The following is a 22,142-nucleotide window of genomic DNA, read 5'->3' on the forward strand; positions in this document are numbered from 1 at the left end:
CCGCGGGCTCCAGCGTAGCCCGCCCCCGTCGGCGCGGGGGCGGAGGGGTGCGGCGGTGCCGCCGGGGCGTTCGGGGGCTCAGGCCGTACGTGCCGCGTGGGGGCGCAACAGGTGCTCCCGGGGCGGGGCCGGGCGGCGGCGGGGCGGGAAGACCTCGGCGGGGGTGGGCACCGGCCGGTTCGGGGACGCGGGCTGCCGGTCCGGGGGGTTGTCGCGGGGCGGGCGCTGCTGCGGCCGCTCGCCGGGCTTGCGCGGGCGCCGCCCGGGTGACGGCTCCGGCTCCTCGGACCCCAGCGCCTCGCCGTGCCCTCTGCCGCCGGGCAGTGCGCGCAGCGCGGGGCGCGGAAGGAGGCCCGACGGCACGGGGGGCGGAGACGGCGCCGACCCTGCGCCGGGCGGCGGCGCCGGGCGGCGGCGGGGCGGCACCTGGGCCGCCGTCAGCGCCTCGCAGCGCCGCAGCAGCCGGCGCCGGCGCTCGGCCAGGCGCGAGTCCGCCGGCTCGGCGCACAGGGCGCGCAGGGCGGCGACGTCCGCCTGCCGCGGGACGTAGCCGGCGGCCAGGGCGTCGTGCAGCACCTCCGCGTACCCGGAGGCGCTGCCGGGCAGCGCGGCGCGGTAGCGGGCGAGGTCGGTGCTGCGGAACAGGCGCATCCGGTCCGCCTCGGCCGCCGCCTCGTCCAACGCCGCGGCCAGCTCCGTGCAGTCCCGTACGACGGCACCGCGCGGGACCGCCGGCGCGGCGGCCGACTCCGTCCCGTCACCCCTGGCGGGCCTGGGCAGGCCCCAACTCGACTCGATGGCGATGGCCAGCGCGTCACGCACGACGCGGAGCTCGTCGGCGCTGAGCGCCACACCGCCTCGGGAACCGTATGGCGTAGGCATAATCCGACTTTAGGCCCTGAAAGGGACTCATGCCGCGAAGGCGCGCGGAAGGGGCCGGGCGTCGCCGGTCGCGGCGCCGCCGCGGGCGCGTCAGGTGGTCGAGACGTTCCGCTCGTAGACGAGGCGGAGGCCGACCAGCGTCAGCCACGGCTCGTGCTCGTCGATCACCGAGGAGTCGGCCAGCATCATCGGCGCCAGCCCGCCCGTCGCGATGACGGTGACCTCGTCCGGGTCGTCCGCCAGCTCCGCGGCCATGCGGTTGACCACGCCGTCGACCTGGCCCGCGAACCCGTACAGGATGCCGGACTGCATCGCCTCGACCGTGTTCTTGCCGATCACCGAACGCGGCCGGGCCAGTTCGATCTTGCGCAACTGCGCGCCGCGCACCCCCAGCGCCTCGGTGGAGATCTCGATGCCGGGCGCGATGACCCCGCCGACGTACTCGCCGCGCTCGCTGACCGCGTCGAACGTCGTCGCCGTGCCGAAGTCGACGACGATGGCCGGGCCGCCGTACAGCTCGGCCGCCGCGAGGGCGTTGATGATCCGGTCGGCGCCGACCTCCTTGGGGTTGTCCATCAGCACGGGGACGCCGGTCTTCACGCCGGGCTCGACGAGGACGGAGGGGACGTCGCCGTAGTAGCGGCGGGTGACCTCGCGCAGTTCGTGCAGGACGGACGGGACGGTGGAGCAGACGGCGATGCCGTGGATGCCGTCGCCCAGCTCCTCGCCGAGCAGCGGGTGCATGCCCATCAGGCCCTGCAGCAGCACGGCCAGTTCGTCGGCGGTGCGGCGCGCGTCGGTGGAGATGCGCCAGTGTTCGACGATCTCCTCGCCGTCGAAGAGGCCGAGGACGGTGTGGGTGTTCCCGACGTCGATGGTGAGGAGCATCTAGCCCTCGCCCTCCTCGCGCAGGTCGAGGCCGATGTCGAGGATGGGGGTGGAGTGCGTCAGCGCGCCCACGGCCAGGTAGTCGACGCCCGTCTCCGCGTACGCGCGCGCGTTGTCGAGCGTCAGCCGTCCGGAGGACTCCAGCCGGGCGCGGCCAGCGACCAGCGCGACGGCCTCCTCGGTCTCCACGGGCGTGAAGTTGTCCAGCAGGATGAGGTCGGCGCCCGCGTCGACCGCCTCGCGCACCTGGTGCAGGGTGTCCGCCTCCACCTCCACGTCCAGGTCCGGGAACTCGGCCCGGACGAGCCGGAACGCCTCGGCCAGGCCGCCCGCCGCGACCACGTGGTTGTCCTTGACCAGCGCCGCGTCCGACAGCGACATGCGGTGGTTGACGCCGCCGCCGCAGCGCACCGCGTACTTCTCCAGCGCGCGCAGGCCGGGCGTCGTCTTGCGGGTGTCGCGCACCCTGGCGGCGGTGCCCTCCAGGGCGTCGGCCCAGGCGCGGGTGGAGGTGGCGATTCCGGACAGGCGGCAAAGGAGGTTGAGCGCGCTGCGCTCGGCGGTGAGGAGGTCGCGGGTGCGGGTACGGACGGTCAGCAGCGGCTGTCCGGCCGCGACCAGGTCGCCGTCCTCGGCGTGCCGCTCGACCTCCATGTCGTCGGTGCAGACGACGGACAGGACCGCCTCGGTGACGCGCAGGCCGGCGACGACGCCGGCCTCGCGGGCGGTGAAGTCGCCCGTGGCGACGGCGTCCTCGGGGACGGTGGCCACGGTCGTCACGTCCACGCCGTGGTCGAGGTCCTCCTCGACGGCGAGGTGGGCGACGTCCTCGACGTAGACGGGGTCGAGGCCGGCGTCGACGAGGAGCTGGGCGAGGCCGGGGTCGAGGCCGCACTCCAGGGGGTCGTGGCCGTACGCCGCGCCGGCGTCACCGCCGTCCGCCCCGCAGCCGCAGGCGTCGCCGCAGCCGCCGGAGCCGGTGTCCGGGCCGCCGAGGGGCAGGAGCGTCAGCTCCACGGGCTGGGGTCGCTGGGGCTCTGGGGTGCTGCTCACGGGGTCTCCCGGTGGAAGGCGGTGCCGGCCGTGGTCCGGACGGCGAGTGCGGGGTCTGCGAGGTCTGTGCGGGCCGCGGGGGCCTCGTCGGCCTCGGGGGCTTCGGTGCGTACGGGATCGGGGGTGAGGGTGACGAGGAAGTGCCGGGCCCAGCGGGCGTCGTCGCGGTCGGCGTGGTCCTCGCGCCAGTGCGAGCCGCGGGTCTCGGTGCGGCGCCGGGCGCACTCGACGAGGACCTGGGCGACGAGCAGGAGGTTGGTGGCCTCCCAGGTCTCCACGCACGGCGCCGCGGGGGCGGGCCGCGCGGCGTCCCGTACCGCGCGCAGTTCCGCCGCTGCCCCGTCCAGGCTGGCGGCGGAGCGCAGCACGGCGGCGCCGAGGGTCATGACGCGCTGGATGTCAGCGCGGGCCCGCGCCGGGAGGAGGGGGATCTCCCACGGCGGACTCTTCGCCTCCGGTGCCGTCGGTGCCGTCGGTGCCGTCCGTTCCTCCGGTACGGGTCCGGCCGCGACGTCCGCCGCGATGCGCTCGGCGAAGACCAGGCCCTCCAGCAGGGAGTTGGACGCCAGCCGGTTGGCGCCGTGCACGCCCGTACAGGCCACCTCACCGCAGGCGTACAGGCCCGGGACGCTCGTCCGCCCGCGCAGGTCCGTGACGACGCCGCCGGAGGCGTAGTGGGCCGCGGGGGCGATCGGGACGAGGTCGTGGACCGGGTCGAAGCCGTGCGCGCGGCAGGCCGCGAAGATCGTGGGGAAGCGCTGCTTCCACATCTCCGCGCCGAAGTGCCGCCCGTCGAGGTACATGTGGTCGGCGCCGTGCTCGCGCATGCGCCGCATGATGCCCTTCGCCACGATGTCGCGCGGCGCCAGCTCCGCCAGCTCGTGCTGCCCCACCATGAACCGCACGCCGTCCGCGTCGACGAGGTGGGCGCCCTCGCCCCGTACCGCCTCGGAGACCAGCGGCTGCTGGCCCTGGGCGTCCGGGCCCAGGAACATCACCGTCGGGTGGAACTGCACGAACTCCAGGTCCGACGCCTCCGCGCCGGCGCGCAGCGCCAGCGCGACGCCGTCGCCGGTGGAGACCGCCGGGTTGGTGGTCGCGGAGAAGACCTGACCCATGCCGCCGGTGGCAAGCACCACGGCGGGGGCGTGCACGGCACCCACGCCGTCGCGCGCGCCCTCCCCCATGACGTGCAACGTGACGCCGGCCGCACGCCCTTCCGCATCCTTGATCAGGTCGAGTACGAGTGCGTGCTCGACGGTCTCGATACCCGCCTCGCGCACCGCCCCGACCAGCGCGCGGGAGACCTCCGCACCGGTCGCGTCGCCGCCCGCGTGGGCGATGCGGCGGCGGCGGTGGCCGCCCTCGCGGGTCAGCTCGATGGCGCCGGTGGCGGGGTCGGTGTCGAAGGCGGCGCCGGTGGCGATGAGGCGGCGTAGGGCGGCGGGGCCCTCGGTGACGAGGGTGCGCACCGCGTCCTCGTCGCACAGCCCGGCGCCGGCGACGAGGGTGTCCGCGAGGTGCTGTTCCGGGGTGTCGCCGTCGCCGAGGGCGGCGGCGATCCCGCCCTGGGCCCAGCGGGTGGAGCCGTCGTCGAGGCTGGCCTTGGTGACCACGGTGACCCGGCGGCCCGCCTCGGCGCAGCGCAGCGCCACGGTGAGGCCGGCGACGCCGGAGCCGACCACGACGACGTCGGTGTCGAGTACCCAGCCGGGGAGCGGTGCGTCGAGCCGTATCGCGGTCACCGGGCACCTCCGAAGGTGAGGCGGATGTTGTCGATGAGGCGGGTGGCGCCGACCTTCGCGGCGACGGCGAGGACGGCCTCGCGGGCCGTGCCGTTCCCGGGTGTCGCGCCGCCCGCCTGCTCTGCCGTGCCGTCCGGGACCGGGGTGAAGTCCGCGGGGTCCACCAGCGCGGCGTAGTCCAGCTCCAGCGGGGGCGTCAGGGCGCCCGCGTCGTGCAGCACAGACTGTGCCGCCGCCAGCGCTTCCCGCGGGCCGCCCGCCGCGCCGCGCGCCGCGAACAGCGCGCGGGACAGCGCGAGCGCGGTGCGGCGCTCCGGCGCGGAGAGGTACACGTTGCGGCTGGAAAGCGCCAGCCCGTCCGCCTCGCGTACGGTCGGCACGCCGAGGATCCGTACCGGGAAGTTCAGATCCCGCACCATCCGCGTGATCAGGGCGAGTTGCTGGGCGTCCTTCTGCCCGTACAGCGCCACGTCCGGCCGCGTGAGATGCAGCAGTTTGGCGACGACGGTCAGCACGCCGTCGAAGTGCCCGGGCCGGAAGGCGCCCTCCAGCCGCTCCCCCATGGGCCCGGCGCTGACGCGCACCTGTGGCTCGCCGCCCGGGTAGACCTCGTCGGCCGGCGGCGCGAAGACGACGTCCGCGCCCTCCTTGCCCGCGAGCAGGACGTCGGCGTCGAGGGTGCGCGGGTAGCGGTCCAGGTCCTCGCCGGGGCCGAACTGCAGCGGGTTGACGAAGACGGTGACCACGACCTGCCCGTACGGGCCGACGTCGGCGCGGGCGGCGCGGATCAGGGCGGCGTGGCCCTCGTGCAGCGCGCCCATGGTCATCACCACGGCGCGCGCCGGGCGTTCGGGCGCCGCATCCGGCGCATCCGGCGCGTCCTGGGGCTCATGCGCCCCCGGCGGCTCCGGCAGATCCGCGGCGTGGTGTACGAGTAGAGCGGTCATCGTCGCCGTCCCTCAGCGTCCTCCGTCGGCGAGGACCCCGAGCAGGTCCTCGGCCAGCTCCGGCTTGAGCAGCCCGCCCGCGAGCGCGCGGTCGGCCGTCGCGCGGGCCATCGCGACGTACGCCGGCACGGCCTGCGGTGCGTGGACACGCAGCTCCGCGATGTGGGCCGCCACGGTGCCCGCGTCGCCGCGCGCGACCGGGCCGGTGAGCGCGGCGTCGCCGCTGCGCAGCGCGTTGTCGAGGGCGGCGCCCAGCAGCGGGCCCAGCATCCGGTCGGGGGCGGCGACACCGGCCTTGGCCAGCAGCTCCGTCGACTGCGCGACCAGGGTGACGAGGTGGTTGGCGCCGATGGCGAGCGCCGCGTGGTACAGCGGCCGGGCCGCCTCCTCCACCCACTCCGGCTCGCCGCCCATCTCCACGACCAGCGCCTCCGCCGCCGTACGCAGCTCGCCCGGCGCGGTGACGCCGAAGGAGCAGCCGGCGAGGCGCTGGACGTCGACGGCGGTGCCGGTGAACGTCATCGCGGGGTGCAGCGCGAGCGGCAGCCCGCCGGCGCGGGTGGCGGGCTCCAGCACCGCGGCCCCGTACCGGCCGGAGGTGTGCACGAGCAGTTGCCCGGGACGGACGGCGCCGGTGCCCGCCAGGCCCTCGGCGAGGCCGGGCAGCACGTCGTCGGGGACGGTGAGCAGCACGAGGTCGGCGCGGGCCAGCACCTCGGCGGGCTCGGTGACGGGCACGTCGGGGAGCAGTTCGTCGGCCCGCCGGCGGGCGCCGTCGGAGACGGCGTGCACGGCGACGGGACGGTGTCCCGCGAGCGCGAGCGCGGCCGCGAGCGGCGGGCCGACCCGGCCGGCGCCGACCACGCCGACGGCGAGCCGGGCGGGCTTCTCCTGCGGCTCGGGGGTGGGGCTGGGGTTCACGTCGCCTTCCGTTCCAGTCCGCTTCGGGTACCGGACGTACGGGTTCATGGTACTTGCGGCGGGGGGCCACCGCCGTTGTGTGCCTGACCACGGTGCACCGGCACGGGCGGAGGTGCGGCGGACGCGCGTACGCGCGCGCGTGCCGCCCTGCCTCCGGTGCGGCGTCCGGCTGCCGCGGGGGCGTAAACCCGGTGTGGCGGAGGTGCGGCAGCGGGCATGATCTGGCCTCATGACCGACGCGGACGACCTCATGACCCGTAGGCGCGCGACGTGGGCGGCGGCCGAGCACACCCTCTCGGCGCCCTTCCCCACCATCTCCGCACGCCTGGCCCGCCTCGCCACCACAAGCCCCGGCGGCATCGACCTCCACCAGCAGGTCGACATCTACGGCGGCGGGATCGTCGCCGAGCTGGAGGAGCGCACGGCGGACCTGCTCGGCTGCGAGGAGGCGGCGTTTTTCCCCACCGGCACGATGGCCCAGCAGGTCGCGCTGCGCTGCTGGGCGGAGCGCACCGGCAGCAGCGTCGTCGCCTCGCACCCGCGCGCCCACCTGGAGGTGCACGAGCGGGCCGCGTACGCGGTCGTCAGCGGGCTGCGCACCGTCCACCCCACGCACGCGCCGCGGATCGCGACGGCGGCGGAGGTACGCGCGCTGGGCGAGCCCTTCGGCACGCTGATGCTGGAGCTGCCGATGCTGGAGCCGGGGTACGTGCTGCCGGAGTGGGAGGCGCTCCAGGAGGTCGTCGCGGCGGCGCGGGAGCGGGACGCGGTGGTCCACTTCGACGGCGCCCGGCTGTGGGAGTGCACGACGCACTTCGGGCGCGGGCTGGCGGAGATCGCGGAGCTCGCGGACAGCGTGTACGTCTCGTTCTACAAGTCGCTGGGCGGGCTGTCCGGCGCGGCGCTGGCCGGGCCCGCGGGGTTCGTGGCCGAGGCGCGGGCGTGGCGGCACCGGTACGGCGGCCAGGTGTTCCAGCAGTGGCCGGCGGCGCTGGCCGCGCTGGAGGGGCTGCAGCGGGAGCTGCCGCGGCTGCCGTCGTACGTGGCGCACGCGCGGGTCGTCGCGGAGGCGCTGCGGGAGGGGCTGGCGGGGGCGGGGGTGCCGTACTTCCGGGTGCATCCGCGGGTGCCGCACACGCACCAGTTCCAGGTCTGGCTGCCGTACGGGGCGGAGGCGCTGATGGAGGCGGGGACGGCGCTGACGGAGGAGACCGGGACGTGCCTGTTCCGGCTGTGGACGGAACCCGGCGATCCGCCGGGGCTGTCGGTGACGGCGGTCACGGTGACGGAGCCGGGGCTGGCCTGGACGGCGCAGGACGTGGCGCGGGAGGCGGCGGCGCTGGTGGAGCGGGTGCGGAAGGCGGAGGCGGCGGGGAAGGGGACGGGCTGACCCGACCGCGGCGCCGCGGCTACGCGCCGGAGGCTCCCGCGCTGTCAGTCCCGTGCCCGACCATGGCTTCATGAGCGTCACCCTCGACATCACCGGCCTGCCGGTCGAGCGCATCGGCTTCACGCCCTCCCCGCTCGCCGAGCTGGGCGCCGCGCTGCACGCGCTCGCCTCGCCCGGGCACCACCCCGGGGCGGCCGGCTGGGCGGACGCGACCGCGGCCACGCTCGACGCCGGGCTCGCGGACCGGCTGAGTGAGGCGGAGTTCCTGTGGAGCGCCGGGCGGGCCGACATCCTGCTGCCCGCCGCGCCGGGAGCGACCCTCGCCGAGGAGCTGGACGCCCTCGACCGGATACCGGACGACGCGTTCGTCACCGCCGCGTTCGAGATCGTCTGCAACCCGGCGTACCAGCACGGCAGCCCCTCCCCGCTCGCCGACCCGGCCACCCGCAGGATGGCCGTCGAGCGCGCCGCCGCCCGCGGCCCGCGCCAGGCGGGGTTCGTGGAGCGGATGCTCGCCGACCCCGACGGGCTGCGGGTGTGGCTGCGGCGGCTCTTCGAGGACTGCGCGCGGGCGTTCTTCGACGAGACGTGGGAGCGGGTCAGGCACTCCCTGGCCGCGGACGCGCGGCACAAGACGGACCTGCTGCGGCGCAAGGGCCTGGCGGTGGCGCTGGCGGACGTGTCGGGGGCGCTGCGTCTCGACGAGGGCGAGGACGGCTCGGTCCGGATCGTCGCGGACAAGCTGAGCAACGGAGGCGCGGTCGCGAGCGAGAGCGTGACCTTCCTGCCGACCGCGTTCGGCTGGCCGCACATGCTGGTGGTCTACGCGCCGGGCTGGCAACCGGTGATCCAGTACCCCATACCGTCGCCCGATCTGCCCCGGACGCCGCCGCTGGAGACGCTGCAACTGCGGCTGGAGGCGCTGGCGCACCCGGTGCGGCTCCGGCTGTGCCGCACGATCTCGCGGACGCCGACCACGACCGGCGAGCTGGCCGCCGTGCACCAGTTGACGGCGCCGGAGGTCTCCCGCCACCTGGCGGTGCTGAAGAAGGCGGGGCTGGTCGTCACGCGGCGCCGCGGGCGGTACGTGCAGTACGAGCTGTCGCTGCCGGCGGTCGCCCGCCTCGGCGGGTCGCTGCTGGAGGGCCTGCTGCGCTGAGGCGGGCCGCGGTCAGCCCCCGGCCCGTACCAGACCCGTCTCGTAGGCCAGGACCACCGCCTGCACCCGGTCCCGCAGCTCCAGCTTCGTGAGGATCCGCCCCACGTGGGTCTTGACCGTCGCCTCCGACAGCACCAGCCGAGTCGCGATCTCCCCGTTCGACAGCCCCTGCGCGATCAGCAGCAGCACCTCGCGCTCCCGGTCCGTCAGCCGCTTCAGCTCCGGGTGCGCCCGCTCGCCCGCCGGGGCGGGCATCACGGCCGTGAACCGGTCGATGAGCCGCCGCGTCGTGCTCGGCGCGACGACCGCGTCGCCGCTGTGCACGGCCCGGATGGCGGTCAGCAGGTCCCCGGGCGGCACGTCCTTGAGCATGAAGCCGGACGCCCCGGCCTGCAGGGCCGAGAAGGCGTACTCGTCGAGGTCGAAGGTGGTGAGGATGAGCACCTTCGGCGGCGCCTCCGCCGGCTTGTTCGCGCAGATGCGCCGCGTGGCCTCGACGCCGTCGAGGCGCGGCATGCGGACGTCCATGAGCACGACGTCGACCTTCGTGACGTCGAGAAGCTGCACCGCCTCGTCGCCGTCCCCCGCCTCCGCGACGACGTCCATGTCGGACTGGGCCGCCAGCACCATTCGGAAGCCGGTGCGCAGCAGCGCCTGGTCGTCCACGAGCATGACCCGGATCGTCACGTGAGTCCCTTCCTTCTCGGCAGGGCCGCGTGGGCCGCCCTGGGTTCCCGCCTTCTTCCGCGTTCGACGGTAAGCCGCCGGCCCGGCCGCCCGTCAGGCGGCCGTCTTCAGTGGCAGCACGGCACGTACGCGGAAGCCGCCGCCGGGCCGCGGCCCCGCGTCCAGCTCGCCGCCGGTCATCCCCACGCGCTCGCGCATGCCGATGAGCCCGTGGCCCTGGCCGTCGGCGCCGCCCTCCTCGTACAGCTCGGGCAGCGATCCGCGGCCGTCGTCCTCGACCAGCACCTCCAGCTCGCCGTCCGCGTACGTCAGCCGCACCGCGGCGCCCGCCTCGGGACCGCCGTGCTTGCGGGTGTTGGTCAGCGCCTCCTGCACGATGCGGTACGCCGCGAGCTCGATGCTGCTCGGCAGCTCCCGCGGCGAGCCGGCCACCTCGAACGAGACCGTGAGCCCCGCGCCGCGCACCTGCTCGACCAGCTCCGCCAACTGCTCCACGCCGGGCTGCGGCACGTACTCGCCGCCCGCGCCCGCCTCGCCGGTGCGCAGCACGCCGAGGAGCCGGCGCATCTCCGCCAGCGCCTGCCGGCCGGTGCCGGAGATGGTGGTGAGCGCGTCCTTGGCCTGCTGCGGCGCGCTGTCCAGGACGTACGCGGCGCCGTCGGCCTGCACGACCATGACGGAGACGTTGTGCGCCACCACGTCGTGCAGCTCGCGGGCTATCCGCGCGCGCTCGGCCGCGACCGCGATCCGCGACTGCGTCTCCCGCTCCCGCTCCAGGCGGGCGGCCCGTTCCTCGAGCTGCGCGTAGTAGGCGCGGCGGGTGCGCAGCGAGTCGCCGAGCACCCAGGCGAGCAGGAACGGGACGGTCAGGAAGGCGAGGCCGACGCCCTTCTCGAAGACCGTCTCCTCGGCGGCCGGCCACCGCAGCAGGTTGACCGCCGGCGCGACGGCGGCGCCGACGAGCGCCAGCCGCGACGCCCAGGGCACGTCGCCGGCGGCGACGGTGAAGATGACGACGAGCATGGCGAAGTTCGCGGGGCCCGGCGACGAGTCCAGCACGACCTGGGCGACGCCGAGCGCGCCGGCGACGAGCAGCATCCGCGTGGGCTGGCGACGCCGCAGCGCGACGACGGCGGAGTAGCCGAGGCCGATGACCAGGGCGACCGTCTTCTCGATGTCCGTGAGGGGGACGTGCGGGTTGTCGTCGACGGTCGTGTCCACGGTGACCAGCCAGGCAACGGTCATCATGACGAGGCAGACAGCCCAGAAGCTGTCGACCAGCGTCGGATGCCGGCGGAGGAAGTCGTAGACACGTTGCACGTCACCCAGCGTAGGCACGCGCGCGTAAGCGGGAGTCAGACCCCGGGGCGATCCCTGGCCGATGCATCTACTCCGCAGGGTGGAGGATGCGCCTGTGGAGAACGGTGGGACGAGCGGACGGGGCGCGGCAGCCGGGCCGCGTGCGGAGGGCCTCCCCGGCGAGGGCCGGGGAACGGGCCCGGGAGCGGGTGGACCGCTGCGCTGGCGGGAGGCCATGCGGCGGGCGCTGTACGGGCCGGAGGGCTTCTACCGCCGGGGCGGGCCCGCCGCCGGGGCGGGGGCGCACTTCCGTACCTCGGTGCACGCGTCGCCGCTGTTCGCGAGTGCGGTGGCGGAGCTGGTGCGGCGGGTGGCGGTCGCGCTCGGGCGGCCGGCGGAGCTGGACGTGGTGGACGTCGGGGCGGGGCGCGGGGAGCTGCTGACGGGGGTGCTGGCCGCGTACGACGGTCCGGGGCGGTTGCGGGCGTACGCGGTGGAGGTCGGCCCGCGGCCGGAGGGTCTTGACGAGCGGATCACGTGGCTGGCGGAGCCGCCGCCGGGGGTGCGGGGGCTGCTGTTCGCCAACGAGTGGCTGGACAACGTGCCGGTGGAGGTCGCGGAGACGGACGAGGGGGGTGTGCCGCGGTACGTGGAGGTCGCGCCGGACGGCACCGAGCGGCTGGGCGCGGAGGTCGGCGGCGCCGACGCGGAGTGGCTGCGCCGCTGGTGGCCGCTGGCGGGCGCGCCGGCGGGCAGCCGCGCGGAGATCGGCGCCCCGCGCGACGCGGCGTGGTCGGCGGCGGTCGCGACCCTGACCGCCGGCCTGGCGCTGACCGCGGACTACGCCCACACCCGGGCGGCCCGCCCCCCGTACGGCACGCTGACGGCGTTCCGCGACGGGCACGAGGTGGCGCCGGTGCCGGACGGGAGCTGCGACGTGACGGCGCACGTGGCGCTGGACGCGGTCGCCGCCGCGCTGGGCGGGCAGACCGGAACGGGCCCGGCGGAGGGCGCCCCGGGCACGCCCGGCGCCCGGGAGCGGGGCGGGGCTCCGGCGCTGATGTCGCAGCGGGAGGCGCTGCGGGGGCTCGGGCTCGACGGGAGGCGACCGCCGCTCGCGCTGGCCTCGACCGACCCGTCGGGCTACCTGCGGCGGCTCGCCGCCGCGGGGGAGGCGGCCGAGCTCCTCGACCCCGCCGGGCTCGGGGGCTTCACCTGGCTGGCCCGCCACGTGGGCATCGCCCCGGTCCTCCCCTGACACCGCGGGCCCGTACACCCCCGCGGCAGCGCCTCACACCTGCGGCAGCGAGTCCAGCTCCACCTCCGCCCGCGCCACCGCGCGCGCGTCCGCGTCGATCGACCGCCGCAGCGCCTCGTGCAGGCTCGCCGGTGTCAGGACGCCGGCGAACCGGCCCGTCTCCTCGTGGTCCACCACCGCGATCCACCCCGCGTCGTACTGCAGCATCGTCGCGAACGCCTTCTTCAGGCTCGCCCCCAGCGGCAGCCAGGCGTCCATCCGGCGCGCGTAGTCCGACACGGCGCCGCCCTTGGCGATCTCGTCCGCGGCGACCCACCCGTGCAGTTCGCCGTCCTCGTCCAGCACGACCGCCCACCGCGCGCCCCCGTCCCGCAGCGCCGCCGCGGCAACGCGCGCGTCGTCGTCGAGCCGCACCACCGGCGGCTGCTCCAGGTCATCGCGCTCGATCTCCGTCACCGACAGCCGCTTCAGCCCCCGGTCGGCGCCGACGAAGTCGGCCACGTACGGGGTGGCGGGCTTGCCCAGGACCGCCGCCGGCGAGTCGAGCTGCTCGATCCGCCCGTCCCCGAAGACCGCGATGCGGTCGCCGAGCCGTACCGCCTCCTCGATGTCGTGTGTGACGAAGAGCACGGTCTTGCGCATCCGCGCCTGCAGCTTGAGGAACTCGTTCTGCAGGTGCTCCCGCACCACCGGGTCGACCGCCCCGAACGGCTCGTCCATCAGCAGCACCGGCGGGTCCGCCGCCAGCGCCCGCGCCACGCCGACGCGCTGGCGCTGGCCGCCGGAGAGCTGGTCGGGGTAGCGGCGGCCGTGCTCGTGCGGGTCGAGGCCGACCAGCTCCAGCAGCTCGGCCGCCCGCTTCAGCCGCTTGTCGCGCGGCGTGCCCAGCAGGTGGGGCACGGTGGCGGTGTTGTCGAGGACGTTCTTGTGCGGGAAGAGGCCGACGTTCTGGATGCAGTAGCCGATGTGGCGGCGCAGCTCGACGGGGTCGGTCGCCATGACGTCCTGCCCGTCGACCTCGATGCGGCCGGCGGTGGGCTCGATGAGCCGGTTGACCATCTTCAGGGTGGTGGTCTTCCCGCAGCCGGACGGGCCGACGAGCGTCACCAACTCGCCCGCGGCGACGTCGAACGACAAGTCGCTCACCGCCGTAGTCCCATCGGGGTACCGCTTGGTCACGTGCTCGAATCGGATCATGCTTCCTCATTCTGCCCCGCCCTCCCCTCCCCGTGTCAGTGGTGGAGGGTCTAATAGAGCTGCCTACGGGAAGGAGCGGTGGCGTGAAAGCCTCCGGCTGCCTGGCAGCGAACGAGTGGATCTGCGGTGAATACGTCCGCAGCCGCACAGAAGAACTCGTCGACGCCACGGTCCAGCACGTCTGGATCACGCTGGCGTCCGTGGCCATCGGCCTGCTGATCTCTTTCCCGCTGGCGCTGATCGCCCGCCGCTGGCGGGTGCTCACGGGCCCCGTGCTCGGCCTGACGACGGTGCTGTACACGATTCCGTCGCTCGCCATGTTCTCCCTGCTCGTCCCGCTCATGGGCATTTCGGCGTCCGTGGTCGTCACGGGCCTCGTGCTCTATTCGCTGACGATCCTCATCCGGAATCTGCTGGCGGGCCTCGATTCCGTACCGGCGGAGACGCGGGAGGCGGCGCGCGGAATGGGGTACGGGCCGACGCGGCTGCTGTTCGCCGTCGAGCTGCCGCTCGCGCTGCCCGCCGTCATGGCGGGGCTGCGGATGGCGACGGTGTCGACGATCGCGATGACGACGGTCGGCGGAATCATCGGCTACGGCGGGCTGGGCAACCTGATCGTCGAAGGCATGCGCAGCCTGTTCAAGGCGCAGGTGCTGACGGCGTCGGTGCTGTGCGTGCTGCTCGCCGTGCTGGCGGATCTGCTGCTCCTGGGCCTGCAGCGGCTGCTGACGCCGTGGGCACGGGCGCGGCGGCGCAGGAGCGGTGGCGGCGGCAGGTTCCGCGCGTGGGCAAGGACAGCCGGGCGGCACCAGGGGGGCGTTGCCTGATGGGCACCATCACGGACGCGTGGACGTGGCTGACCACGGGGTCGAACTGGTCGGGCCCGAGCGGGATCGGCGTCCGGCTGGGCGAGCACCTGTATCTGACCGGCATGTCGCTGGCCCTCGCCTGCGCCGTCGCGCTGCCGATCGCGTTCTGGCTGGGCCACATCGGCAAGGGCGGCACCCTGGCGATCAACATCTCGAACGTCGGGCGGGCCGTGCCCACGCTCGCCGTGCTCGGGCTGCTGATGCTCACGCCGCTGCGCATGCATGGTGACTGGCCGACGGTCATCGCGCTGGTGCTGTTCGCGGTGCCGCCGCTGCTGACGAACGCGTACGTGGGCATCCGCGAGGCCGACCGGGACGTGGTGGAGGCGGCGCGGGGCATGGGCATGTCCGGGCCGCAGTTGCTGCGCCGGGTGGAGCTGCCGCTGGGCTATCCGCTGGTGATGACCGGGCTGCGGTCGGCGACCGTGCAGGTGGTCGCGACGGCCACGCTGGCGGCCATCGCGGGCGGTGGCGGGCTCGGCCGGATCATCACCGCGGGCTTCCGGACGTACAACACACCGATGGTGGTGGCCGGCGCCTTCCTGGTGGCGGTGCTGGCCCTGGTGCTGGAGGCCGTGCTCGTCGCCGCCGAGCGGCTGCTCGACCCGATGCGCGGCCGTCGCGACGGCCGCCGCGGGCGCGGGCGCGGGACACCCGGGGACGACCTGGCGGGGCCGGGAGCGGAGGGGGCGGACGTGCCGCCGGGGAAACAGAAGCCCGTGCCGGCGTCGCTGTAGGGTTCGGCGACACGTCATGCGCAGCGCAGCGCCTTGTCACGTGGCGTCGGTGTGCGCGTAGAACGTCGGCATTCTCCTCCGGAAAAACTCCACCAGACCGCGCGTGACCCCACACCCCTCGCTTTCCGAGACACCACGAACACCGACTCCCAACGGATGGAGAATCCCTTGATCACCAACCGCGTTCGAGCCCGCGCCGCCGCCTCGGTGCTGGCCGCCGCCGCCCTGACCGCGGGGCTCGCGGCCTGCGGCGGCGACAGCCTGGAGGAGAAGGGCGGCACGGACTCCTCGGACGACGACAAGTCATCCCTGGTCGTGGGCCAGGCCGGGTTCACGGTCTCGACGGTGACCGCCGAGCTGTACTCGGCGATGCTGGAGGACGCCGGCTACGACGTCACGATAAAGAAGCTGGAGAACCGCGAGCTGTACGAGCCGGAGCTGGAGAAGGGCAGCATCGACGTCTTCCCGGAGTACGCCGCGACCCTCGCCGAGTTCCTCAACGCGAAGGAGAACGGCGTGGAGGCACCGGAGAAGAACCCCGTCGCGTCGAACGACGTCGACGAGACGGTGACCGCCCTGCGTGAGCTCGCCGAGCCCCGCGGCCTGAAGGTGCTCTCCGCCGGCGACGCCGTCGACCAGAACGCCTTCGCCGTCTCCAAGGACTTCGCCGCGGAGAACAAGCTCAAGACCCTCAGCGACCTCGGCAAGACCGGCGAGGCCGTCCGCCTGGCGGCGGGCGACGAATGCCCGGAGCGCCCGTTCTGCGAGCCGGGCCTGGAGAAGACGTACGACATCGACATCGCGAAGATCGACCCCCTGGGCGTGGGCACCCCGGCGGCCAAGCAGTCGGTCCAGGACGGCACCAACCAGCTCGTCCTGACGACGACCACGGACGCCACCCTGGACGACTTCGACCTGGTGCTTCTGGAGGACGACAAGGGCCTGCAGAACGCGGACAACATCCTCCCGGTCGTCAACGAAGAGGAAGCGGGGACGAAGGAGATCGCGTCCACGCTGGACAAGCTCACGAAGGTGCTGACGACGGAGGACCTGATCGAGCTGAACCGCAAGGTGGACGCGGAGCGGATGAAGCCGGCGGACGCGGCGAAGGAGTACCTGGAAGAGAAGAACCTCCTCGGCTCGTGAGACGAGCGGTCCCGCCGGGCCCCGGGCCCGGCGGGACCCGCGGATGTGACGGCGGAACGGGCAACCGATCCGGCCCGGGCGGCAACCAGGTAACGCGCGAAGCGCGCACCCCCCACTACCCGGGAGTTGGTCGACCATGGGACGAGGCAAGCCCGGCAGCAGCCGCAGGGTGAGTGGCCGTGAGAGCCGTCACGGCACCGGCAACGACGACACCGGCGGGGCCGGCCGGACCGGCGGCGACGGCCTTCGCCGGCGGCGCACGGCCGCGCTCACCGCCGCCTGCCTGACGGCACTGGCCGCCGCAGCCGCCACGCTGACGGTCCAGGGCAGCGCCCACGGCGAGGAGCCGGCCCCGGCGCCGCTGGCGTGCGGCGACGGTTCGTACCACGCGGAGGCGGTGAAGAGCGGCAGCACGTGGACCGCCCGCCGCGGCAGTTCGGTCGTCTACACCGGCGACGACATGCTGTCGGCCATGAGCGCCGCCGTCGGCAGCCTCACCCCGGGCCGTACGGCCAAGGAGCGCGTCGTCGTCCGCGGCTCGGGCACGATGAGCCGCGGATCGAGGCTGTCGCTGCCGAGCTACACCACGTTGGACGTCTGCGGCACCATCGACGTCACCGGCTCGGGCTCCGGCGACCAGGCGCCGGTCTACGCCCGCGGCGTACGCGATGTCGAGGTCCAGCACCTGAACGTCACCGGTAGTCCCGTATACGGCATCTTCATGCGCAACGTCACCAACGTCACCCTCGGCCAGATCGACATGCGCCTGTCGGCCGGCCTCGGCGTCCGCATCGACAACCGCGGCGACACCAGCCAGTGGACCCGTAACGTCCGGATCGACAACGTCTACGTCTCCGGAGCGAGCGCGCACGCGGTCGAGACCTACGGCGTCGACGGCCTCACCATCGGCACCGTCACCGCCCGCGGCGTCGGCGAGTCGGGCCTGCTGCTCAACCAGACGATCAACGCCGACATCGGCACCGTAGACGCCGTAGACGCCGGCACCGGCACCGGCTACGCGGCCTTCCGCATGGCCAACCGCAACGGCCGCGTCGGCGACAGCTACGCCACCAACATCCGCGTCGGCCAGGTCATCGCCCGCGGCGGCGGCCGCGGCGTCTTCTGCGTCTCCGAAAGCGGCGGCGCGGTCATCGACCGCGTCGACATCGCGAACACGGGCGGCAACGCCATCCTGCTGGAGAACTGCTACAACGTGAGCATCGCCGGCCAGAGCGGCTCCGTGTCCGGCCCCGGCGACATCCGCATCGCGGCCCGCTCGGAGTTCGCGAACTCCCGGGACATCACGCTGCAGAACCTGACGGTGACGAACTCCGCCCTCAACGAGAACCCGTGCGCCGACAACCTGACCGTACGGAACGTCCAGTTCGTCAACTCCAGCCGGAACACCTGCTGACGCCTACTCCTGGGGCGAGGGCACGGCGAATCCGACGGTCTGCAGAACGGCGGCGGTCATGTCGCAGAACTCGCCCCAGTAGTCCGTGGCCGCGGTGTCGAGCGTGAAGACGGCGGTGTAGGGCCCGGTGGGAAACGGGACGTGCACCTGGATCTGCCCGGTGCGGAGGGTGGTCTCCTGTCCGTCGGCCGCGAGCTCCGCGGGCACGGTGAACTCCCGCAGGGTCGTGCACGAAACGGCGGGCCCGCACGGCAGTTCGAGCCACCGCACGTCGTTGGTCGGATCCCGTACGAGGACTTCCCGGATCCCGGTGCCGGCGGCCTCGACGGAAGGATGCCCGCTCTCCCACGCACCCACGTGGAAAGCACAGTGCGCAACCCCGCCCTCGTCCCGCGCGAAGAGCCCCACCGCCGAATACTCCAGCCCGGCACTCCCCATCAGCTCCCCCATCCCGGCGTAGTAGGGCGCGGCGGCGGCCCACAGGGTGTCGTCACCGTTGGGGAAGAGTTCCCGGACGAACTCGTCGGCGAGGGTGGCGCGTTCGTCGGGGGTGGCGGCGATGGGCAGGGAGTGGAACCCGTCGGGAACGGTGAACCAGACGGGAGGTACGCCGTCGGGGCGTGGAGAGGCCATAGGGGTGTGTCACCGATTCAGTCGAGGTCACCGGGCTGCAGTGTGGGGTGTTCGCCTTCCGGCCCGATCAAGTGCATGGTGTAGCCGTCAGAGCAATTGCCGCCGATCGGATCCGCGGGTTCGGACCAGGCTTCGAACAGAATGTTGCCGCTCGGCCGTCTGGTGACGATGCGATAGGGATATCCGGAACCGCGGTTGGAACCGGCACGCATCTCCAGATAGGCGTCGATGGCGTTCCGCTGAGCCGGAGTGAGTTGATCCAGCGGAAGGAAGTCCGACGAAAGGTGCCGAAGGAACGAATTTACCGCGTCATCGTCGTACGAGTGGAGTCGGCACCACGATCCGTCGGTGAACGCGATCGTGAAATTCCGTTGACCCGTGCTGAACTTCTTCCGCTCCACCTGGGCGATGACCGAGCGGTCCGCTTCCCAGAGGAGTTCGTCACGGGACGTGTCGTCGTCGGGAAAACCGACCACGACCAGTCGCACATCGGTGACGATCGCGTGGCTCCTGTAGTTCCCGGGGCGGCGTGCGGGGTCGAGCTGCCAGGGAAGTGTTCTGGCGATCGCCCCCGCCTGCCCCCAGACGACGGGGAAGTCGTCAACTTCGTTCTCCGGGTCCTCGCTCTTCCCCCGCGATTCCGGGGCGCCGAACGGCGTGCCCACGGCCCCCAGCGCGCCGGCGGCGAAGGCGACCACCGCATGGGACACGACGCCCACCCCTCTGGCCGTACGCCGGGTGCTCTGGTCCGCCCGGCTGCGCACGGTGTACGTCGGCCCTTCCGGCCAACCGAGCAACTCGTGCTGGATGTCACGGCGCTCGGTGTCGCGGAACCAGCGCTTGCCGGAGACGGGCGCCGCCATACCCGTGGCGAACTCCGCCGCCCCGCGGCTGAGTAAGGTCTCTCCCGTGCGCGGCTCCCAGGCTGCCATGATCCGCCCTCTCCTCAACGGCCGAAAGCCGCCTCGAAACGATCACCGATGTTCACGTCCATGCCGACGTGCTGCGGGAGGGTCACCAGCTTCGGTGCCATCTTGATCCCGGAGTCCAGCATTCGGCCGCCGGCGGAGAACGGATCGATGGCCACGTGCTTGCCGCTGATGAGGCTGAGCCCTCGGGTGCCGAGCCACTGGCCCTCCCCGTAGCCCTTGTGCGCAACGCCGGCCATGCGGCTACGCAGCCCACTGCCCGCGTACTCCACCAGGCCGACCTTCTTCCGCCCCCACAGCGCCACGTTCTTGCCGAACGGGCTGATCTTGAGGCCACCCGTGACCTTGCCGGCGGCGTCGCCGAAGGAGGCGAAGTTGCGCGCCCGGTGCGGATTCGCGACATAGTTCGCCCCGAGTTGGCCAGCTCGTGTCCGAGCCGCCCCCAGGTTGGCCAGCTTCGCGCCCTTCGAGAACGCCCCCGCGACCGGCAGCACGCCGAGGACGTCCAGCCCGATGGTCGCCCAACTGACATCCGCCCCCGCCGCCTTCGCGATCCCGTGCGTGGCCAGCGTCAGCCCTCCCGTGATCAGCGCCGCCGTCGCGAACGCCGCCCCGATCCCGAAGGGCGCTGTGACGATCGCCAGCACCGCCAGCGCTGCCGTGACGTAGCTGAGGACGTCGCCGATCGCCTTGATCAGGTCCGCGTGGTCCTTGACCCAGTCGAGGGTGTCCCCCAGGACGTCCGACACGCCGCTCGCGATGCGGTCGAACAACCCCGGCTCGTCCGGGGCGATGTCCGCTGCGGTGTCCAGGTGCCGGCCGGTCGCGTCGGCCGCCTGGAAGTAGCGCTCCCGTAGCTCCTTCGCCCGCTTCCGTACGGCTTCGAGCTCGTCGCCCGCCGCCTCGGCCGCGGCCTCCCGCTTCTCCTGCTGCTTCTTCTCCCGCTCCGCCTCGCGCTCCTCCGCGGCCCCGCCCGTCGCCGGGGCGTCGAGGTACGGCGTCGCCGCCCCCGCCGCCACCAGGCGCCGCGCTTCGCCGAGGGCCTCCTTCTTGCGCCGCGCCTCACGCTCCAGGCCGGCTGCCTCCACCTGGAAGCGTTCCAGGTCCACGGCCCAGCGCCGCAGCGCCGTGGCGGCCTTGTCGAACGAGGTGTGCGCCCGCTTCATGTCCGGCGCCACGTCCTCGGCCACGTGGTCGGTGAACGCGGTCGCCGCCTTGCCCTTCCACTGGCCGCCGTCGAGGCGCTCCAGTTCCGTCACCGTCGTGCCCAGTTCGTCGGCGAGCCTGCCGAGGGCGCGGGAGAGCTGCCGCGTTTCGTGCACGTCTCCGGGGGCCGGGTCGAAACCCAGGTGGGGGAAGTCCCTGTCGGCCACGTCAGCTCCCCTTGGGCTGCAGGGCCGCCTCGAGCTCGCGCTCCAGCCCGTCGAAGTCCTTGGCGATCTTCCGCAGCATCCGCGCCGCCCCGTCGGCGTGCTTCCCCAACTGCTCGATGCCGTAGTCCCACTCGTCGGCGAAGTCCCGCACCTGCTTTATCAGCGTCCAGGCGCCGACGACCTCGCTGTCCGCGCCCTTCATCGACCTGCCTGCTCGGTCCATTCGCTTGGCGATGGTGGTGAAAGTGTGATGGAGCTCGTCGAGGGTGTCACCGGTGATACGTAAGTCCGGCACGCGTTCCCTTTCGGGGAGGGTATAGGTCTCAGGTGACGCTATCGGAAGCGGAACTCGTTGCACCAGCGTCGACTTTTCGTCAGGCATTGCCTCTTCCGGCAATGATGAAATTCCATTAAGCGTTGCTTCCCAGCCGGTCGGCGTCCCTCCCGCTAAACGGACACCGCTCATTCGCGGCCCCTCGCCCGGCCCCGGCCCGCGCCCGGTCCGCGGCCTCCGGGGCGCGGGCCGGGCTCCGGGGTGGCCGGGGCGGGGGTGCCGGGTGAGTGGTGACGTAACTGGCGGGAAACAATTGGTTCTGGGCCACTCCATTTGGTACATCTGCACGGTAAGTTGCGGCCTATGCCACGTGGACGCCACCGCTTCTCCTCGCCGATGCGCGGGCTGCTGCCGCCCGTGTCGTTCGCCGCGGTCGCGCTGGGTTGCGCGGCCGGCGCCTGGCTGGTTTCCGGGGACGGGTCCGCCGTGCGGTGGCTGGCCGCGGGGGCCGCCGGGGCCGCCGTGGGGGCTTCGGCGCTGATGCGGCTGCGGGATCGTACGGCCGCCCTCCAGGTGACCGAGGCCACCGGGGCGCTGGCGCGGGCCGAGCGGCGGCACGAGGAGCGGCTGGCCGAGCTGAAGGGCGACCTCGAAGAGGCCCGGCGGATTCGCGGGGAGTTGGAGAAGCGGCTCGGGTCGCGCCACGGCGACCTCGCCCGGTTGCGTACGGATCACGCCGCGCTGCTCGCGCGGTACGCCACCGCCGAGTCCGAGCGCGCCGCCGCCCTGGAGGGCCGGCGGCAGTTGGCCATCGAGGCCGCGGCGCCCGTCAAGCAGTTGCTGCCCGCCGGCGCGCAGCCGCAGGCGCGGCCGCCGTCCCCGAGTACGTACCTGCGCGCCTCCCGCGCCCTCGACGACCTCGCCGGCAACGCCGCCCGGCAGGGCCACGGGCAGACCCACGAGCAGGCGCCCTCCGGCGACGCGGGCGGCTTCAGCTACTTCGCCCGGCCGCAGCAGGCACAGTCCCCCCGACAGCCTCCGGCCGACGGTTCCCGCGGGGTGCCGCGCCCCGCGTCCGGCCGGCAGGCCGGCGGCGGTCACCGTTCCGGCCCCGGCGAGCCCGGTGACCCCGGCACCGACCTGGCCGACGTCGTCGGGCCCGAGGTCCTCGCCGAGGCCGAGGCCGAGGCCGGAGCCGGGGCGGAAGGCGGCCGGGGCGCCGAGGCCGTCGCGGCCTCCTCCGGCGACGCCGACGACCCCGACGACGACCCCCACGGGCCCGTCGGGCGCGTCATCGACCTGGAGCAGGCGAGCTGAACGGGGATTCGTCCCCGTTCCTCC

At 73.9% G+C, this 22,142-nt stretch carries 21 protein-coding genes; 8 read left to right on the plus strand and 13 right to left on the minus strand.

Features of this window, described 5'->3' with window-relative positions:
• Positions 1 to 78: 78 nt before the first annotated feature.
• The 6 genes from O7599_RS17470 to O7599_RS17495 form a co-directional block, all read right to left on the minus strand.
• Positions 79 to 882 (minus strand): hypothetical protein, encoded by an 804-nt coding sequence (locus O7599_RS17470; RefSeq protein WP_281623080.1) that lies wholly within the window; start codon positions 880 to 882, stop codon positions 79 to 81.
• A gap of 90 nt (positions 883 to 972) precedes the next feature.
• Positions 973 to 1,770: a type III pantothenate kinase gene (locus O7599_RS17475; RefSeq protein WP_281623081.1), complete on the minus strand. Its 798-nt coding sequence runs from the start codon at positions 1,768 to 1,770 to the stop codon at positions 973 to 975.
• Positions 1,771 to 2,787: a carboxylating nicotinate-nucleotide diphosphorylase gene (gene nadC, locus O7599_RS17480; RefSeq protein WP_281623419.1), complete on the minus strand. Its 1,017-nt coding sequence runs from the start codon at positions 2,785 to 2,787 to the stop codon at positions 1,771 to 1,773.
• Between the two features lie 32 nt (positions 2,788 to 2,819).
• A complete protein-coding gene (locus O7599_RS17485; RefSeq protein ID WP_281623082.1) occupies positions 2,820 to 4,568 on the minus strand; it encodes an L-aspartate oxidase in 1,749 nt (582 codons plus the stop codon).
• Positions 4,565 to 5,515: a pantoate--beta-alanine ligase gene (panC, locus tag O7599_RS17490; RefSeq protein ID WP_281623083.1), complete on the minus strand. Its 951-nt coding sequence runs from the start codon at positions 5,513 to 5,515 to the stop codon at positions 4,565 to 4,567. Before panC ends, O7599_RS17485 begins: the two co-directional genes overlap by 4 nt.
• Positions 5,516 to 5,527: 12 nt before the next feature.
• Positions 5,528 to 6,436: a Rossmann-like and DUF2520 domain-containing protein gene (locus O7599_RS17495; protein ID WP_281623084.1), complete on the minus strand. Its 909-nt coding sequence runs from the start codon at positions 6,434 to 6,436 to the stop codon at positions 5,528 to 5,530.
• Between the two features lie 229 nt (positions 6,437 to 6,665).
• On the opposite strand from O7599_RS17495, the gene O7599_RS17500 reads away from it, so the two are divergent.
• Entirely contained in the window at positions 6,666 to 7,826 is a 1,161-nt protein-coding gene (locus O7599_RS17500; protein ID WP_281623085.1) for a beta-eliminating lyase-related protein, read from the plus strand.
• 70 nt (positions 7,827 to 7,896) lie between these two features.
• Complete coding sequence (locus tag O7599_RS17505) at positions 7,897 to 8,985, plus strand: DUF5937 family protein (protein WP_281623086.1); 1,089 nt, start codon at positions 7,897 to 7,899, stop codon at positions 8,983 to 8,985.
• Positions 8,986 to 8,997: 12 nt separating this feature from the next.
• On the opposite strand, the gene O7599_RS17510 is transcribed toward O7599_RS17505, so the two are convergent.
• The gene (locus O7599_RS17510) at positions 8,998 to 9,672 is read right to left on the minus strand and encodes a response regulator transcription factor (RefSeq protein WP_281623087.1); all 675 of its coding nucleotides are present in this window, start codon (positions 9,670 to 9,672) and stop codon (positions 8,998 to 9,000) included.
• A gap of 93 nt (positions 9,673 to 9,765) precedes the next feature.
• Positions 9,766 to 10,992: a sensor histidine kinase gene (locus tag O7599_RS17515; protein WP_281623088.1), complete on the minus strand. Its 1,227-nt coding sequence runs from the start codon at positions 10,990 to 10,992 to the stop codon at positions 9,766 to 9,768.
• A 94-nt stretch (positions 10,993 to 11,086) separates the two neighbouring features.
• Between O7599_RS17515 and O7599_RS17520 the strand changes: the two genes are divergently transcribed.
• Positions 11,087 to 12,229 (plus strand): SAM-dependent methyltransferase, encoded by a 1,143-nt coding sequence (locus O7599_RS17520; protein WP_281623089.1) that lies wholly within the window; start codon positions 11,087 to 11,089, stop codon positions 12,227 to 12,229.
• 33 nt (positions 12,230 to 12,262) lie between these two features.
• Here the strand turns inward: O7599_RS17520 and O7599_RS17525 are convergent, their stop codons facing one another.
• Positions 12,263 to 13,426: a betaine/proline/choline family ABC transporter ATP-binding protein gene (locus tag O7599_RS17525; RefSeq protein ID WP_281623090.1), complete on the minus strand. Its 1,164-nt coding sequence runs from the start codon at positions 13,424 to 13,426 to the stop codon at positions 12,263 to 12,265.
• 83 nt (positions 13,427 to 13,509) lie between these two features.
• Between O7599_RS17525 and O7599_RS17530 the strand changes: the two genes are divergently transcribed.
• From O7599_RS17530 to O7599_RS17545, 4 genes are all read left to right on the plus strand, one after another.
• Entirely contained in the window at positions 13,510 to 14,253 is a 744-nt protein-coding gene (locus tag O7599_RS17530) for an ABC transporter permease (RefSeq protein WP_281623091.1), read from the plus strand.
• Positions 14,253 to 15,032 carry an ABC transporter permease gene (locus O7599_RS17535; RefSeq protein WP_281623092.1) on the plus strand — a complete coding sequence of 260 codons (780 nt, stop codon included), beginning with the start codon at positions 14,253 to 14,255 and terminating at the stop codon, positions 15,030 to 15,032. The genes O7599_RS17530 and O7599_RS17535 overlap by 1 nt, the downstream gene beginning before the upstream one ends.
• A 156-nt stretch (positions 15,033 to 15,188) precedes the next feature.
• Entirely contained in the window at positions 15,189 to 16,178 is a 990-nt protein-coding gene (locus O7599_RS17540) for an ABC transporter substrate-binding protein (protein ID WP_281623093.1), read from the plus strand.
• Between the two features lie 136 nt (positions 16,179 to 16,314).
• Positions 16,315 to 17,592: a hypothetical protein gene (locus O7599_RS17545; RefSeq protein WP_281623094.1), complete on the plus strand. Its 1,278-nt coding sequence runs from the start codon at positions 16,315 to 16,317 to the stop codon at positions 17,590 to 17,592.
• Between the two features lie 3 nt (positions 17,593 to 17,595).
• Here the strand turns inward: O7599_RS17545 and O7599_RS17550 are convergent, their stop codons facing one another.
• The 4 genes from O7599_RS17550 to O7599_RS17565 are packed head-to-tail and all read right to left on the minus strand — an operon-like array spanning position 17,596 to position 20,822.
• On the minus strand, positions 17,596 to 18,225 hold the full coding sequence (locus O7599_RS17550; protein ID WP_281623095.1) for a hypothetical protein: 630 nt from the start codon (positions 18,223 to 18,225) through the stop codon (positions 17,596 to 17,598).
• 17 nt (positions 18,226 to 18,242) lie between these two features.
• On the minus strand, positions 18,243 to 19,157 hold the full coding sequence (locus O7599_RS17555) for a hypothetical protein (protein ID WP_281623096.1): 915 nt from the start codon (positions 19,155 to 19,157) through the stop codon (positions 18,243 to 18,245).
• 14 nt (positions 19,158 to 19,171) lie between these two features.
• A complete protein-coding gene (locus O7599_RS17560) occupies positions 19,172 to 20,527 on the minus strand; it encodes a putative T7SS-secreted protein (protein WP_281623097.1) in 1,356 nt (451 codons plus the stop codon).
• A 1-nt stretch (position 20,528) separates the two neighbouring features.
• A complete protein-coding gene (locus O7599_RS17565) occupies positions 20,529 to 20,822 on the minus strand; it encodes a hypothetical protein (protein WP_281623098.1) in 294 nt (97 codons plus the stop codon).
• A gap of 342 nt (positions 20,823 to 21,164) precedes the next feature.
• Between O7599_RS17565 and O7599_RS17570 the strand changes: the two genes are divergently transcribed.
• The gene (locus tag O7599_RS17570; protein ID WP_281623099.1) at positions 21,165 to 22,118 is read left to right on the plus strand and encodes a hypothetical protein; all 954 of its coding nucleotides are present in this window, start codon (positions 21,165 to 21,167) and stop codon (positions 22,116 to 22,118) included.
• The last annotated feature ends 24 nt before the right edge of the window (positions 22,119 to 22,142 follow it).

It is taken from the genome of Streptomyces sp. WMMC500 (genome assembly GCF_027497195.1).
Lineage (GTDB): Bacteria > Actinomycetota > Actinomycetes > Streptomycetales > Streptomycetaceae > Streptomyces.

Coding starts and splice junctions, on each gene's coding strand:
- O7599_RS17570 (WP_281623099.1), top strand. CDS start 21,165: ATGCCACGTGGACGCCACCGCTTCTCCTCGCCGATGCGCGGGCTGCTG.
- O7599_RS17505 (WP_281623086.1), top strand. CDS start 7,897: ATGAGCGTCACCCTCGACATCACCGGCCTGCCGGTCGAGCGCATCGGC.
- O7599_RS17545 (WP_281623094.1), top strand. CDS start 16,315: ATGGGACGAGGCAAGCCCGGCAGCAGCCGCAGGGTGAGTGGCCGTGAG.
- O7599_RS17540 (WP_281623093.1), top strand. CDS start 15,189: ATGGAGAATCCCTTGATCACCAACCGCGTTCGAGCCCGCGCCGCCGCC.
- O7599_RS17525 (WP_281623090.1), bottom strand. CDS start 13,426: ATGATCCGATTCGAGCACGTGACCAAGCGGTACCCCGATGGGACTACG.
- O7599_RS17555 (WP_281623096.1), bottom strand. CDS start 19,157: ATGGCAGCCTGGGAGCCGCGCACGGGAGAGACCTTACTCAGCCGCGGG.
- O7599_RS17500 (WP_281623085.1), top strand. CDS start 6,666: ATGACCGACGCGGACGACCTCATGACCCGTAGGCGCGCGACGTGGGCG.
- O7599_RS17475 (WP_281623081.1), bottom strand. CDS start 1,770: ATGCTCCTCACCATCGACGTCGGGAACACCCACACCGTCCTCGGCCTC.
- O7599_RS17550 (WP_281623095.1), bottom strand. CDS start 18,225: ATGGCCTCTCCACGCCCCGACGGCGTACCTCCCGTCTGGTTCACCGTT.
- O7599_RS17470 (WP_281623080.1), bottom strand. CDS start 882: ATGCCTACGCCATACGGTTCCCGAGGCGGTGTGGCGCTCAGCGCCGAC.
- panC (WP_281623083.1), bottom strand. CDS start 5,515: ATGACCGCTCTACTCGTACACCACGCCGCGGATCTGCCGGAGCCGCCG.
- O7599_RS17535 (WP_281623092.1), top strand. CDS start 14,253: ATGGGCACCATCACGGACGCGTGGACGTGGCTGACCACGGGGTCGAAC.